Genomic DNA, 14064 nt, shown 5'->3' with positions numbered 1-14064 from the left:
GGGCAGCTACGGCAGCCCCGAGATGATCCAGATCCTCACCCCTGAGGGCGAGTTCATCGAGCATCCGCAGTACGGCCGGTTCCTCGAGGACCTCACCGACGACGACCTGCGCGGGTTCTACCGCGACCAGGTGCTGATCCGTCGCCTCGACACCGAGGCCACCGCGCTGCAGCGCCAGGGCCAGCTCGGCCTCTGGGCGTCGATGCTCGGCCAGGAGGCCGCGCAGGTCGGGTGCGGTCGCGCGATGCGCCCCCAGGACTACGCGTTCCCGGGCTACCGCGAGCACGGCGTGGCCTGGTGCCGCGGCGTCGACCCGCTCGAGCTGGTCGCCCTCTTCCGCGGCACCAACAAGGGTGGGTGGGACCCGGCCGAGCACAACTTCCACCTGTTCACCATCGTCATCGGCAACCAGGTGCTGCTCGCCACCGGCTACGCCATGGGCATCCTGCTCGACGGCGACGTGGGCACCGACGACCCCGAGCGCGACACCGCCGTGATGGCCTTCTTCGGCGACGGTGCGACCGCCCAGGGCGACGTCAACGAGTCGTTCGTCTTCGCCGCGGTGCACAACGCGCCGATCGTCTTCTTCTGCCAGAACAATCAGTGGGCGATCAGCGAGCCCAACTGGCGCCAGACCGCCATCCCGCTCTACAAGCGGGCGTCCGGCTTCGGCTTCCCCGGCGTGCAGGTCGACGGCAACGACGTCCTCGCCACCTACGCCGTCACGCGGGCCATGCTCGAGCGGGCCCGCAGCGGCGAGGGCCCCGCGTTCATCGAGGCGTTCACCTACCGGATGGGCGCGCACACGACGTCCGACGACCCGACCAAGTACCGCGTCTCCGCGGAGGTCGAGGTCTGGAAGCACCGCGACCCGATCGCCCGCCTCAAGGTCTACCTCTCCCGCAGCGGGAAGGCCGACTCGGCCTTCTTCGCCGACGTGGAGGCCGAGGCCGACGCGCTCGCCGAGAAGCTGCGCCGCGAGACCCATGCCATGCCCGACCCGACCCCCGAGTCGATGTTCGACCACGCCTACAGCGAGCCGCACGCCCAGGTCGACCGGGACCGCGCGGAGTTCCGCGCCTACCAGGAGGCGTTCGCCGACGTCGAGGGGGAGCAGGCATGACGAAGCTGACCATCGCCAAGGCCATCAACGCCGGGCTGCGCCGCGCGATGGAGCGCGACCCCAAGGTCGTGCTCTGCGGCGAGGACATCGGCACCCTCGGCGGCGTCTTCCGCGTCACCGAGCATCTGCAGAAGGACTTCGGCGAGGACCGCGTGCGCGACACCCCGCTCGCCGAGTCGGGGATCATGGGCACCGCGATCGGCCTGGCGCTGCGCGGCTACCGGCCGGTCGTCGAGATCCAGTTCGACGGGTTCGTCTACCCGGCGTTCGACCAGATCGTGTCCCAGCTCGCCAAGCTGCACCACCGCTCGCAGGGCCGGGTGAAACTGCCTGTGGTCGTGCGGATCCCGATGGGAGGCGGCATCGGCGCGGTCGAGCACCACAGCGAGTCCAACGAGGCCTACTTCGCCCACACGGCCGGGCTCAAGGTCGTCTTCTGCTCCAACCCCGAGGACGCCTACTGGATGGTCCAGCAGGCCATCGAGTCCGACGACCCGGTGATCCTCTACGAGCCCAAGCGGCGCTATCACGAGAAGGGCGAGGTAGACCTCGACGCCCAGTCCGCGCCCCGCGACCTGTTCGGCGCCCACGTCCTGCGCGAGGGCACGGACGTGACGCTCGCGTGCTACGGACCCATGGTCAAGACCTGCCTGGACGCCGCCACCGCGGCCGAGGACGAGGGGCACAGCCTCGAGGTCATCGACCTGCGCTCCATCTCCCCGCTCGACATCGACACGCTCACGGCGTCGGTCGCCAAGACCGGGCGGATGGTCGTGGTGCACGAGGCCGCGACCTTCCTCGGCGTCGGCGCCGAGGTCGCGGCGCAGGTGACCGAGCGGTGCTTCTACCAGCTCGAGGCGCCGGTCCTGCGCGTCGGCGGCTACAACGTCCCCTACCCTGCGAGCAAGGTCGAGGAGGACTACCTGCCCGACCTCGACCGTGTCCTCGCCGGCGTCGACCGGTCCCTGGCCTACTGAGCGGAAGGCGCGAATCCCTATGGCTGTCAACAGGTTCAACCTCCCCGACCCGGGCGAGGGCCTGCTCGAGGCAGAGATCGTCACCTGGCGGGTCAAGCCCGGTGACACCGTGAAGGTCAATGACGTCGTCGTCGAGATCGAGACCGCCAAGTCCCTCGTAGAGCTGCCCATCCCGTGGGCGGGCACCGTCGCCGAGCTGCTGGTCGCCGAGGGCGACACCGTCGACGTGGGGTCGCCGATCATCACGATCGACGACGGTCAGGGCGGTGGCGAGGCTGGTGGTGATGGCGCTTCTGGCGCTGCTGCTGCTTCGGCTGGTGCCGACGACGGGGGCGACGGGGAGCCGGCCGAGGGCGAGCGGGTGCCGGTCCTCGTGGGCTACGGCCCGCGCACCGGTGCCGCCAAGCGTCGGCCCCGCAAGGGTGCTGCGCCTGCCGAATCGGTAGCTCCCGCAACGGCTTCCGCGCCTGCGCCTGCCGCTGCACCCGCGCCTGCTGCTGCGGCTGCCGCGTCACCCGCACCTGCGCCCGCCGCTGCACCGACGCCTGCACCCGCTCCTGCCCCCGAGCCGGCTGCGAGCAGTGGCGAGCGCCCGCTCGCCAAGCCGCCCACCCGCCGCTACGCGAAGGACCACGGTGTCGACCTGGCAGCCGTCGCGGGCACCGGAGCCGACGGGCTGATCACCCGCGAGGACGTCGACGCCTACCTGGCGGGTGGCGCGACCGGCGGCGCTACGGAGTCTGGCCCGTCGACCGCCGCAACCCCCACCGGCACCGGTCTGGGCTGGGGCGACGGGCCGCGCGAGGTGCGCGAGCCGGTCAAGGGCGTGCGCAAGATGACGGCGTCGGCGATGGTGTCCTCGGCGTTCACGGCGCCGCACGTGACCGAGTTCGTGACCGTGGACTGCACCGCGACGATGGAGCTGGTCGAGCGGCTCAAGGCCGACCGCGAGTTCGCCGGGGTCAAGGTCTCGCCGCTGCTCGTCCTCGCCCGGGCGCTGATCATCGCGCTGCGACGCAACCCCGGCATCAACGCGACCTGGGACGAGAGCTCGCAGGAGATCATCTACAAGAGCTATGTGAACCTCGGCATCGCGGCCGCGACGCCGCGCGGCCTGCTGGTGCCCAACATCAAGGACGCGCAGCGGATGAACCTGCGCGAGCTCGCCGACGCGCTCGGCGCGCTCGTGGCCACCGCGCGCGACGGGCGCACCCAGCCCGCCGACATGAGCGGCGGGACGATCACGATCACGAACGTCGGTGTGTTCGGCGTCGACACCGGCACCCCGATCATCAACCCGGGGGAGTCGGCGATCCTGGCGTTCGGTGCGGTGCGACGGATGCCGTGGGTCGTCACGGGGGCCGACGGCGTTGAGTCGATCGTGCCGCGCTCGGTGACCCAGCTGGCGCTGTCGTTCGACCACCGGCTGATCGACGGCGAGCTCGGTTCGCGCTTCCTGGCCGACGTCGCGGCGCTGCTCGAGGACCCCGCGCGGGCCCTGGTCTGGGGCTAGGGGCTACCGGACCAGATGGGCACGGGGGGTCGCCGGCACGCCGGCACGGGGGAGCTCGGCGGTCTCGTCGCCGTGCTCGCGATCGCAGCGGTCGCCTACTGCTGGCGGCTGGGCGAGCAGGGCTACGCCAACGTCTACTACGCCGCTGCCGTCCAGTCGGCGGCGCACTCGTGGACCAGCTTCTTCTGGGGCAGCGTCGAGTGGCTGAACACCCAGTCGATGGACAAGCCGCCGGTCTTCGTCTGGCCGATGGCGCTGTCCGTGCGGGTCTTCGGCATGAACCCGTGGGCCATTCTGCTGCCGCAGGTCCTCATCATGCTCGCGGCGATCCTGCTCCTGCACCGCACCGTCCGGCGCACCCACGGTGGTCTCGCTGCCGTCGTGGCCGCCGCCGTGATGGCGCTGACGCCGATCGTGCTGGTCATGGCCCGCTTCAACGACCCGGACACCGCGCTGACGTTGCTCGCGGTGGGTGGGGCGTACGCCACCGTGCGCTACGTCGAGGCGCCGCGTCGCCGCTGGCTCGTGCTGGTCGGCGCCTGCGTCGGGTTGGGCTTCCTCTGCAAGTGGCTGGCCGTCTTCCTGCCCGCGGTGGCGTTCGTCGCGGTGCTGCTGGCCGACCGGGCGCTGCCCCTGCGCGCACGGTTGCGGGCGGTCGGCGTGGTCGGGCTGAGCGCGGCGGTCTTCGGGCTGTGGTGGGTGGTGGTCTACGTGCTGACCCCGACGGGCTCCCGGCCCAACCCCGACGCCGCGAGCGGTGGCCTGGCGGACCTGCTGCTCGGCCGAAACGGCTTGTCCCGCATCGTGACTCATGACCCGACGACGCGCAACGGCATGAACGGCATGCCCGGGTTCGGTCGCTTCGTGCAGTGGCCGATGGACGGTCAGATCGGGTGGTTCCTGGCGCCGCTCGTCATCGCGCTTGGCCTGCTCGCGGCGCTGCCGGCGGCTCGCTTCATCGGCCCGATGGCCGGGCGGTCGCTCGAGCTGCGCTGGATCGGCAAGGTGCTCTGGGTGACCTGGGCGGTCGTCTGTCTCGGCGTCCTGTCGTTCATGGCCGGGTCGATGCACCCCTACTACGTCGTCATCGCCGTGCCCGCGATCGCCGCCCTGATCGGCATCGCCACCGACCGGGTCGTGGCCGTCGCCCGTCGCGACGCCGAGGGCGCCCGACTGGCGTGGATCCTGCTCGGCGTCGTCACGGTGCTCACCAGCACCAGCGGCATGGTCATCATGAACGCCCACGCCGACCTGCCCATCGGGTGGCTCGACGTCGCGGACGTCCTGGTGGTCGTGGCCCTCGCCGTCGTCATCGGTCACCGCTGGTGGAGCCGCTGGCCGGTAGCCCGGCTGCTCACCCCCGTCGGTATCGCCCTGTGCGCGCTCTCCATGGCGTGGGGACCCCTCGCCTTCGACGTCGTCACCGTCCGGCACCCCGTCATCGGCGCCAACCCCGTCGCCGGCCCCGAGGCGCACGTCGACACCCCCGTCTTCGACGACGCCGTGGTCGAGTTCCTGCGGCGTGAGTATGTGGGTGGTGGTGCTGCTGGTGCTGGTGGTGCTGGGACTGGCGGTGGTGGTGCTTCCGGCGGTGGCGCTGGCGGCTGGGCCGCCGCTGCCCCGATGGCCAGCCCGGCCGCCCAGCTTCAGCTGCAGCTCGATCTACCGGTGCTGCCGCTCGGCGGCTTCACCGGTCGCGCCTTCTCACCCACGCTCGCCGAGGTGCAGACCTGGATGCGCGACGGTCGACTGCGCTATCTGGTGCTCACCGGTCCCTACCGCAAGGCCCCCGACTCGTCCCCGCCCGACTTCGCCCGCCGCCCGGTCGGTGACATGGTCGGCTGGGCCCGCACCGTCGGCTGCCGCGTCACCATCCCCGGCTCCTCGGTAGCCGTCATCGACCTGACCGGCCGCTGCTGACCTCTCCACCCTGCGCATCTGATGGTCGCCGACCTGGCTGAGGCCAGCCTGCCGGGAGTATCCGAGAAACGGTGTAAGTGGCTCCATCGCCCGCAAGGGCAGGAGGAGTCATGATGACCGAGACAACCACCACCAGCAGCAGTGCGGAGGCCGTGGAGTCGGCCAGACTGGAGACTGTGACCCCAAACCCACCACCACCGCAGGATGAGCCGGCCGAGCTGGACAAGGCTCAGCGTGAAGCCGTCGCGCAGATGGTGCGCCAGGCCAAGGACGCCGGTATCGCCCTGACCGGCCCCGACGGCCTCCTCAAGACCCTCACGGCGCAGATCGTCGAAGCAGCCCTCGACGAAGAACTCAACGAGCACCTGGGCTATGACAAGCATGATCCCGTCGGTCGCGGGTCGGGCAACTCCCGCAACGGCACCCGCTCGAAGACGGTGATCACCGACAACGTCGGTGCCGTCAACATCCGGGTGCCGCGGGATCGCAATGGCACGTTCGAGCCACAGTTGGTCACCAAGCGCCAACGCCGGTTGTCGGACATGGACGCCATGGTGCTGTCGCTGTTCGCGAAGGGCCTGACGACTGGGGAGATCGCTGCCCACTTCGCGGAGGTCTACGGGACCTCGGTGTCGAAGGACACGATCAGCCGGATCACCGACCGCGTCGTCGACGAGATGAACACGTGGATGGCCCGCCCGTTGGAGCCGATCTACGCGGCGGTCTTCATCGACGCGATCGTGGTCAAGGTCAGGGATGGGCAGGTCCGTAACCAGCCCTACTACGCCGCGATCGGTGTCGACCTCGACGGGCACAAGGACATTCTGGGGATCTGGCCCGGGCAGGGCGATGGGGAGTCGGCGAAGTTCTGGTTTGCCTGCCTGACCGAGTTGAAGAACCGAGGCGTCAAGGACGTGTTCTTCATGGTCTGCGACGGGTTGAAGGGCCTGCCCGACAGCATCGGGTCCGTGTTCCCCGCCGCGAAGGTCCAGACCTGCATCATCCACCTGCTGCGCAACAGCTTCAGCTATGCCTCGAAGCGGCACTGGCCCGAGATCGCCGCCAACCTCAGGCCCGTTTACGAAGCATCCACCCCGGCCGATGCGGAGCGGGCGTTCGAACAGTTCGCCGAGAAGTGGGGCAAGGCCTACCCCGCGATGATCAGGCTCTGGCGCAACGCCTGGACCGAGTTCATCCCGTTCCTGGACTACGACGTCGAGATCCGCAAAGTCCTCTGTTCCACGAACGCGATCGAGAGTCTCAATGCCAGGTTCCGCAGGGCGGTGAGGGCCCGCGGTCACTTCCCGAACGAGCAGGCCGCGTTGAAGACGCTCTACCTGACCGTGAGATCGTTGGACCCCAAGGGCACCGGCCAGACCCGCTGGGGGATGCGCTGGAAGCCAGCGTTGAACGCGTTCGCCGTCACCTTCGCTGACCGCATGCCCGCGGCCAGCACCCACCAGTAACGAAAATGCCACTTACACCGATAATCGGATAGTCCCAGCCTGCCCGGTCTGCTCGCGCCGAGAGGCTGGCTGGCGGGTCACCCCGGCGCGGCCGAGATGGTGGTCGGCCACTCGAGGGCCGCCGAGACGGCAGTTAGACGCGCGACAGCCGCCGAGATGGTGGTTGGCCACCGAGACGGCTGTTGTACCAGCCGTCTCGGTCGCCAACTGCCGTGTCGCGGCGTCTGGCGTGGCCAGCTGCCGTCTCGGTCACCAACTGCCGTGTCGAGGCGTGGCGGTGGGTGCCGTCGGCGGTCGGCGGCGACGTTGGCGGGGACGGCCGGGTGGGCGGCGTGGCGGGTGGTGCTGAAGGGGTCTACGAAGGGGCGTTTTGGGTGTGCGTATGCGCAGGAACTCGGGTGGCGCCTAGGAAGCCGTGGTTTGCCGGGGTCCGGACCCTGCGCATCTCACGGGTTCGGCGGCGGATTACGGGTTCGTGCGCGTCTGTGGGCCGTCGGTGTGGGAGTGGACCGCGCCTCGGCCGGTGGGCGTCCCGTCTCGGCCGGGGTGGCCACCCTGGCCGACCGCGCCGAGACTTTGCCGGGTCACCCCCAGCGCGGCCCGAGACGGTGGCCGCGCGAGGGCGGCCGAGACGGTGGTTGGCCACGCGGGGGCCGCCGAGATGGCAGTTGGTCACGTGACGGCCGCCGAGATGGTGGTTGGCCACCGAAACGGCTGTTGTACCAGCCATCTCAGTGCCCAAGTGCCGTGTCGCGGCGTCTGGCGTGACCAGCTGCCGTCTCGGTCACCAACTGCCTTGTCGCGGCGTGGCGGTGGGTGCCGTCGGCGATCGGCGGCGACGTTGGCGGGGACGTCCGGGTGGGCAGGCGCGGCTGGGTGGGCAGGCGTGGCCGGCCACGAGCCGCACCGATCCGACGCGTCAGCGGAAGACGATGGTGCGGTGGCCGTCGAGCAGGACGCGGTGGTCGGCGTGCCAGCCGACGGCGCGGGCGAGGACCTGGGTCTCGACGTCGCGGCCGAGGACGACCATCTGCTCGGGCGTGGCGGCGTGCTCGACGCGGGCGACGTCCTGCTCGATGATCGGGCCCTCGTCGAGGTCTGCGGTGACGTAGTGGGCGGTGGCGCCGATCAGCTTGACCCCGCGGGCGTGCGCCTGGTGGTAGGGCCGGGCCCCCTTGAAGCTCGGCAGGAACGAGTGGTGGATGTTGATGGCGCGCCCGTCGAGGGTGCGGCAGAGGTCGTCCGACAGCACCTGCATGTAGCGCGCGAGCACGACCAGGTCGATGTCGAGCTCGTCGACCAGCTCGATCAGCCGTGCCTCGGCCTCGGGCTTGGTGTCCTTGGTGACGGGGATGTGGAAGAACGGGATGCCGGAGCTGTCCGCCAGCCGCTCGAAGTCGCGGTGGTTCGACACGATCGCCGGGATCTCGATGTTGAGCGAGCCCATCTGGGTGCGGAACACCAGGTCGTTGAGGCAGTGCCCGAACTTGCTGACCAGCACCAGTGCGCGGGTGGGGCGGGCGGCGTCGTAGAGCTGCCAGCTCATCGCGAACTGCTCGGCCACCCCGGCGAAGTCGCGCTGCAGGTCGTCCAGCTCGGCGTCGGCCTCGAACGCGACGCGCATGAAGAAGCGGCCCGACTGCGGGTCGCCGTACTGGCTGGACTCGGTGACGTTGCCCCCGCGGTCGACGAGGAATCCGCTGACGGCATGCACGATGCCGATGGTGTCGGGGCACGCGAGGGTGAGGACGAAGGCTCTGCTCATAGTGTCTCCAGTCTGACGTATTCACGGGCGCGGTCGGGTCCTCCGCTCACGGCACGACCCTGCGTCCACGCCTTCGCGAACCCCACACCTTCGCGAACCACCCACCCCGAGTAGACCGTCCGCACGCCAACGGGGCCGAGGCCAGGACGTCCTGACCTCGGCCCCGTTCTACGAGTGCCGTTCCACGAGGCGTGTGACGCGCACGGCGCCACCGCCTACTGCTCAGCGCCTACCGCTGACCAGCCACGAACTCGGGCCGGTGCCGACCGCGCATCGCGAGGTGCGCGTCGGGGAGCTCCTCCATGGTGTGGCCGACCGAGTCGTAGGTGGCGGCGTCGACCAGGAACTGGGTGAGGCTCTTGTGGAGCAGCAGGTCCTCGGGGCTCGCGTCCTCCGGGAGCGGCTCGAGCTGCAGCTCCTTGCGGCGGGCCGCCTCGGCGATCTGGGCGGCCGCGGACTGGCTGCCGAGCTCGAGGCGCGGCATGAACAGCATCACGACGAAGCCGATGACACAGGCGATGGCGGCGAGCAGGAAGATCAGGTCCATCGACTGGGCGAAGCCGACCTTGAAGGGGTGGGCGAGCCGCGGGTCCAGGTGGTTGATGATCGAGCTGTCCTGCATGACGCCGGAGAGCGCGCTCGGGTCCTTGGAGGCGAGGGCCTTCACGAAGCTGGCGTTGGTGGGGTCGGCGAGGACGGCCGGGTCCTTCATGGCGGCGAGGAACGACGGGTCCTTGCTGGCGTCGGTGAACGCGCTGGCGATGTTGCCGCCGAGCTTGTTGAACATGATCGACAAGAAGATCGCGACGCCGAGGGTGCCACCGATCTGGCGAAAGAAGGTGGCCGAGGAGGTGGCCATGCCGATGTCGCGGGGCTCGACGGCGGCCTGCACGGCGAGGGTCAGCGGCTGCATGGTGTTACCGAGGCCGAATCCGAAGAAGAACATCATGACCATGACCTGCCACAGCGGGGTGTCCGCGGACAGCCGCGACAGGACGAACATGATGATGGCCATCAGTGCCACTCCGAAGATCGGGAAGGGCTTGAGCTTGCCGGTCTTGGTCATCAGCTGGCCGGAGGCGATGGAGGCGATCATCATGCCGAGGACCATCGGGATCATCTGCAGGCCGGCCTTGGTGGGGCTCGAGCCGTTGATGATCTGCAGGTAGAACTGCGGCAGGATCATCATGCCGCCGAACATGCCGGCGCCGACGACGAAGCCACCGGACAGCGAGACCACGATCGCGCGGTTGCGGAAGATGCGCAGCGGGATGAGGGCGTCGTCCTTCATCAGGTGCTCGGCCCAGATGAAGCCGATGATGCCGACGACACCGATGACGAAGCACGCGATCGAGCGGCCCGAGGACCAGCCCCACTCACGGCCCTGCTCGGCGACGGTCAGCAGCGGCACCAGGCCGAGGACCAGCATGGACGCGCCCCACCAGTCGATGCGCGCCTCGCGGCGCACGTGGTGCAGGTGCAGGGTCCGCGACACGGCGAACAGCGCGACGGCCCCGATCGGCACGTTGACCATGAAGACCCAGCGCCAGCCGGTGAGGCCGAGCAGGGAGGACTGGTCGGCGAAGAAGCCGCCGATGACCGGGCCGAGCACCGACGAGGTGCCGAACACCGCGAGGAAGTAGCCCTGGTACTTGGCGCGCTCGCGCGGCGGGACGATGTCACCGACGATCGCGAGGGCCAACGACATCAGACCACCGGCGCCGAGACCCTGGATGGCGCGGAACGCGGCCAGCATGTACATCGAGGTGGCGAACGTGCAGGCCAGCGAGCCGGCGACGAAGATGATGATCGCGGCGAGGAAGAACGGCTTGCGGCCGTAGAGGTCCGAGAGCTTGCCGTAGATCGGGGTCGAGATCGTCGACGTGATCAGGTAGGCCGTGGTGACCCACGCCTGCTGGTCGAGCCCGTGCAGGTCGTCGGAGATGGTGCGGATCGCGGTGCCGACGATGTTCTGGTCGAGCGCGGCCAGGAACATCCCGGTCATCAACCCGAGGACGATGGTGACGATCTGCCGGTGCGACAGCTCGCCGTCACGCTGCGCGGCCAGCGAGGCCGAAGCGGCGGAGGAAGACAATGGAACTCCTTGGATGGGTCTGCACGAAGGATTCAGGCGGTGGTCGTCTCCGGGGTGGGGAGACGACGGTGGGGACGGCGTCGGCGGGTGCGGCATCGACCGCGCGGCTGGTCAGCCGTGGGCAGCGTCCCGGTAACGCTCTACGTCTTTGGCGAAGCGGGCGAGATAGCCCTGGAAGGCCTCGATGTCCGCGGACTCCCAGTCGTGCAGGATGGTGTCGAACCACTCCTTGCGCTGGACGTGAAGCTGGTGGACGAGGTCCTCGCCGGTGGGCGTGAGGGTGACGACCTGGGCTCGTCGGTCGACGGGGTCCGGGACCTTCTCCACGAGCCCCACCTTGGCGAGAGCGGTGCAGTGCCGGCTCACGGTGGAGACGTCGGCGTGGAGGCAGTCGGCGAGGTCGGAGACCCGGCTCGGCCCGCCGGTCAGGCGGAAGAGCACGGGGTAGGCGACGGGGTCGGCCCCCGGCACCAGGCGTGGCGCATGGTCTCGCAGGGAGGCCATGACCTTGAAGGTCCCCATCAGCTGGTCGCTGAGCTCCCCCGCCAGCTGGACGGGGACCTTGCGGGACGTGGTGTCATTCATTTGCTTGAATCATACAAATGGTTAGGTTGAACGTGCAAGTACCTCCCTGAGAGCCGGCTCAGGAAGCCCGGGTTCGGGGGCTCCGCCGGCGCGGCCTACGCTGGGACCGTGAGCTCTGCCCCCGCACCCACCCGCCCCCCGGCCTCGGCGACACCCGTAGCCCAGCCGCGCCGGGGCGTCGTGCTCGTCGGCCTCGCCGTCGCGCTGGTGGCCTGCGTGGTGGCCGGGTTCACGACCTCGGCGTTCGCGCCGCTCGCCACGGGGCTCGGCGACCCGGGCGCGGTGGTGCGCTTCGGTCTACCGCTGGTGCGGGTGGTGCACGACCTCGCCTTCGCGACGGTCTTCGGGCTGCTCATGCTCGGCGTGATGGTCGTCCCGGACGACCGCGCGGGGCACCGGCGGATCGCCGTCGCGCGGCTGGCGAGCGGGTTCGCCCTGCTGTGGGCCGCCTGCGCGGGGCTGGGGCTGCTGCTGAGCTTCGCCGACGTCGTCGGTGCCCCGATCGGTAGCCCGCAGTTCACCGGCAACCTCGGCTACCTGTGGAGCCTGGACGCGTTCAAGGCCCTCGTGGTCGTCTTCGTCCTCGCGCTCGCCGTCACGGTGGGGGCCGCGCTCGGCCGGTCGCGCTACACGCTGGCCTGGGTGCTGGCGCTCGCGGCGACCGCGATCTTCCCGCTGGGGCTCGCCGGCCACGCCAACGTCGCCGCCGCCCACGACTCCGCCGTCACCGGCCTGCAGCTGCACTGGGTCGCCACCGCCATCTGGGCCGGCGGCCTGATCGCTCTGGTCGTGCTGCGGCCGGTCCTCGGGCGCGGCCTGGCCGTCGTGGTCCGGCGCTACTCGACGATCGCCGCGTGGGGGCTCGCCCTCATGGTCTTCTCCGGGGTGCTCAACGCTTGGCTGCGGCTCGGCTCGGTCACCGAGCTCGGGTCGGCCTACGGGCGGCTGGTCGTGGTGAAGGTGCTCGCGGTCGTCGCGCTCGGGCTCCTCGGCCTGCGCCAGCGCCGCCGCCACGTCGGCCGGATCGAGCGCGACCCGGGCTCGGTGAGCGCGTTCGTGCGGCTGGCCGTCACCGAGGTGGCCGTCATGGGTCTCGCGGCCGGTGTCGCCGTAGCCCTCTCGCGGTCGGCTCCGCCCGTGCCCCAGGACGCGGTGGCCGCCACCCCGGTCGAGTCGATCACCGGCTACCCAGCGCCCCCCGCCCCCGGGCCGCTGGCGTGGCTGCTCACCTGGCGGGTGGACTGGCTGTGGCTCGTGCTGTCGCTGCTGGCCGTAGGGCTCTACCTGTGGGGGGTGCACCGGCTCAAGGACCGGCACGACCGGTGGCCGATGGTGCGCACGCTGTCGTGGCTCGCGGGGCACGCCGTCTTCCTCTACGCGACCCAGGGCTACCCCGCGGTCTACGGGAAGGTGATGTTCTCGGCGCACATGATCATGCACATGCTGATCGGCATGACGGTGCCGATCTTCCTGGTGCTGGGCGCGCCGTCGACGCTCGCCCTGCGGGTGCTGAAGGCGCGCACGGACGGCAGCTTCGGCTGGCGCGAGCTGCTGCTCGCCTGCCTGCACTCGCGCTGGCTGCAGTTCTGGGCGAACCCGATCGTCGCGGCCATCAACTTCTTCGCCAGCCTGATCCTGTTCTACTACTCCGGACTGTTCGAGCTGGCGCTGCGCACGCACACCGGGCACGTGCTGATGGTCGTGCACTTCCTGCTCGCGGGCTACGGCTTCGCCTGGGTGCTGTGCGGCATCGACCCGGGACCGCGCAAGTGGCCCGGCGTGATGCGCCTGATCATCCTGGTCGCGACGCTCGGCTTCCACGCGTGGTTCGGCATCGCGCTGATGTCCGGCGAGGACCTGCTGGCTGCCAGCTTCTTCCCCGAGATGTCGCTGCCCTACGTGCCCGACCCGCTCGCCGACCAGAAGCTCGGTGGCGGCATCACCTGGGGCATCGCCGAGCTCCCGACCCTCGCCCTCGCCCTGCTGGTCACCGCCAGCTGGATGCGCGAGGACACCGCCGAGGCGCGCCGCAAGGACCGGGCCGCCGACCGCGACGACGACGCCGAGCTGCGCGCCTACAACGAGCGGCTCAACCGGCTCGCTCAGCACGACCACCGATCCACCACGAGGAAGGACCTCCCATGACCGTGACCGACCCGGGCCCGCGCCCCAACGCCTTCGACATCGAGGCCGCGACGCTCGACAACACCACCTACCGCACGGTGGCCTGGACCGGCCGCTACCTGCAGGTGACCCTCATGTCCATCCCCGTCGGCGAGTCCATCGGGCTGGAGGTGCACCCCGAGACCGACCAGTTCCTGCGCCTCGAGGCGGGGCGGGGTCGCTGCGTGATGGGCCCCAGCAAGGACGACCTCGACTTCCAGCAGGACGTCGCCGACGACTGGTCGATCCAGGTGCCCGCCGGGGTGTGGCACGACGTCATCAACACCGGTGACGAGCCGCTGCGTCTCTACACGGTCTACGCGCCGGTGCACCACGCGCAGGGCATCGTGCAGGCGACCGCTGCGGACGCGGAGCGGGACGAGGAGGACGGCTCCGACGAGCCGCCGGCCTACTCCGTGCAGCCCCCGCAGGGCGCCGGCGACCAGCACGCCTGACC

Annotated in this window: 10 protein-coding genes; 7 read left to right on the top strand and 3 right to left on the bottom strand. The window is 70.3% G+C overall.

Annotation, left to right across the window (positions count from 1 at the left end; genetic code table 11):
• The first annotated feature begins 22 nt into the window (after window positions 1-22).
• The 5 genes from pdhA to MM440_RS01755 all read left to right on the top strand — a co-directional run bounded on the left by pdhA (window position 23) and on the right by MM440_RS01755 (window position 6999).
• A complete protein-coding gene (gene pdhA, locus MM440_RS01775; protein WP_241441731.1) occupies window positions 23-1123 on the top strand; it encodes a pyruvate dehydrogenase (acetyl-transferring) E1 component subunit alpha in 1101 nt (366 codons plus the stop codon).
• Window positions 1120-2100, top strand: coding sequence for an alpha-ketoacid dehydrogenase subunit beta (locus MM440_RS01770; RefSeq protein ID WP_241441473.1), 981 nt, complete (start codon window positions 1120-1122; stop codon window positions 2098-2100). The genes pdhA and MM440_RS01770 overlap by 4 nt, the downstream gene beginning before the upstream one ends.
• A 19-nt stretch (window positions 2101-2119) precedes the next feature.
• Entirely contained in the window at window positions 2120-3613 is a 1494-nt protein-coding gene (locus MM440_RS01765) for a dihydrolipoamide acetyltransferase family protein (protein WP_241441472.1), read from the top strand.
• Between the two features lie 15 nt (window positions 3614-3628).
• Window positions 3629-5533, top strand: a complete 1905-nt coding sequence (locus tag MM440_RS01760) for an ArnT family glycosyltransferase (protein ID WP_241441471.1) — start codon at window positions 3629-3631, stop codon at window positions 5531-5533.
• A gap of 110 nt (window positions 5534-5643) precedes the next feature.
• Window positions 5644-6999 carry an IS256 family transposase gene (locus MM440_RS01755; protein WP_277626176.1) on the top strand — a complete coding sequence of 452 codons (1356 nt, stop codon included), beginning with the start codon at window positions 5644-5646 and terminating at the stop codon, window positions 6997-6999.
• A gap of 919 nt (window positions 7000-7918) precedes the next feature.
• Here MM440_RS01755 and purU read toward each other — a convergent pair.
• The 3 genes from purU to MM440_RS01740 form a co-directional block, all read right to left on the bottom strand.
• On the bottom strand, window positions 7919-8764 hold the full coding sequence (purU, locus tag MM440_RS01750) for a formyltetrahydrofolate deformylase (RefSeq protein WP_241441470.1): 846 nt from the start codon (window positions 8762-8764) through the stop codon (window positions 7919-7921).
• 229 nt (window positions 8765-8993) lie between these two features.
• A complete protein-coding gene (locus MM440_RS01745) occupies window positions 8994-10859 on the bottom strand; it encodes an MDR family MFS transporter (protein ID WP_241441469.1) in 1866 nt (621 codons plus the stop codon).
• A gap of 111 nt (window positions 10860-10970) precedes the next feature.
• Window positions 10971-11444: a MarR family winged helix-turn-helix transcriptional regulator gene (locus tag MM440_RS01740; RefSeq protein WP_241441468.1), complete on the bottom strand. Its 474-nt coding sequence runs from the start codon at window positions 11442-11444 to the stop codon at window positions 10971-10973.
• A 108-nt stretch (window positions 11445-11552) separates the two neighbouring features.
• On the opposite strand from MM440_RS01740, the gene MM440_RS01735 reads away from it, so the two are divergent.
• Both MM440_RS01735 and MM440_RS01730 read left to right on the top strand, forming a co-directional pair.
• The gene (locus MM440_RS01735) at window positions 11553-13589 is read left to right on the top strand and encodes a bifunctional copper resistance protein CopD/cytochrome c oxidase assembly protein (protein WP_241441467.1); all 2037 of its coding nucleotides are present in this window, start codon (window positions 11553-11555) and stop codon (window positions 13587-13589) included.
• Complete coding sequence (locus MM440_RS01730) at window positions 13586-14062, top strand: cupin domain-containing protein (RefSeq protein ID WP_241441466.1); 477 nt, start codon at window positions 13586-13588, stop codon at window positions 14060-14062. Before MM440_RS01735 ends, MM440_RS01730 begins: the two co-directional genes overlap by 4 nt.
• Window positions 14063-14064: the final 2 nt, after the last annotated feature.

This window comes from Arsenicicoccus piscis (assembly GCF_022568835.1).
In the GTDB taxonomy this organism is placed as follows: Bacteria; Actinomycetota; Actinomycetes; order Actinomycetales; family Dermatophilaceae; genus Arsenicicoccus; species Arsenicicoccus piscis.
This window is presented reverse-complemented; position numbering and strand designations above follow the sequence as displayed.

Coding starts and splice junctions, on each gene's coding strand:
- MM440_RS01740 (WP_241441468.1), bottom strand. CDS start 11,444: ATGAATGACACCACGTCCCGCAAGGTCCCCGTCCAGCTGGCGGGGGAG.
- MM440_RS01730 (WP_241441466.1), top strand. CDS start 13,586: ATGACCGTGACCGACCCGGGCCCGCGCCCCAACGCCTTCGACATCGAG.
- purU (WP_241441470.1), bottom strand. CDS start 8,764: ATGAGCAGAGCCTTCGTCCTCACCCTCGCGTGCCCCGACACCATCGGC.
- MM440_RS01755 (WP_277626176.1), top strand. CDS start 5,644: ATGATGACCGAGACAACCACCACCAGCAGCAGTGCGGAGGCCGTGGAG.
- pdhA (WP_241441731.1), top strand. CDS start 23: ATGATCCAGATCCTCACCCCTGAGGGCGAGTTCATCGAGCATCCGCAG.
- MM440_RS01760 (WP_241441471.1), top strand. CDS start 3,629: ATGGGCACGGGGGGTCGCCGGCACGCCGGCACGGGGGAGCTCGGCGGT.
- MM440_RS01765 (WP_241441472.1), top strand. CDS start 2,120: ATGGCTGTCAACAGGTTCAACCTCCCCGACCCGGGCGAGGGCCTGCTC.
- MM440_RS01770 (WP_241441473.1), top strand. CDS start 1,120: ATGACGAAGCTGACCATCGCCAAGGCCATCAACGCCGGGCTGCGCCGC.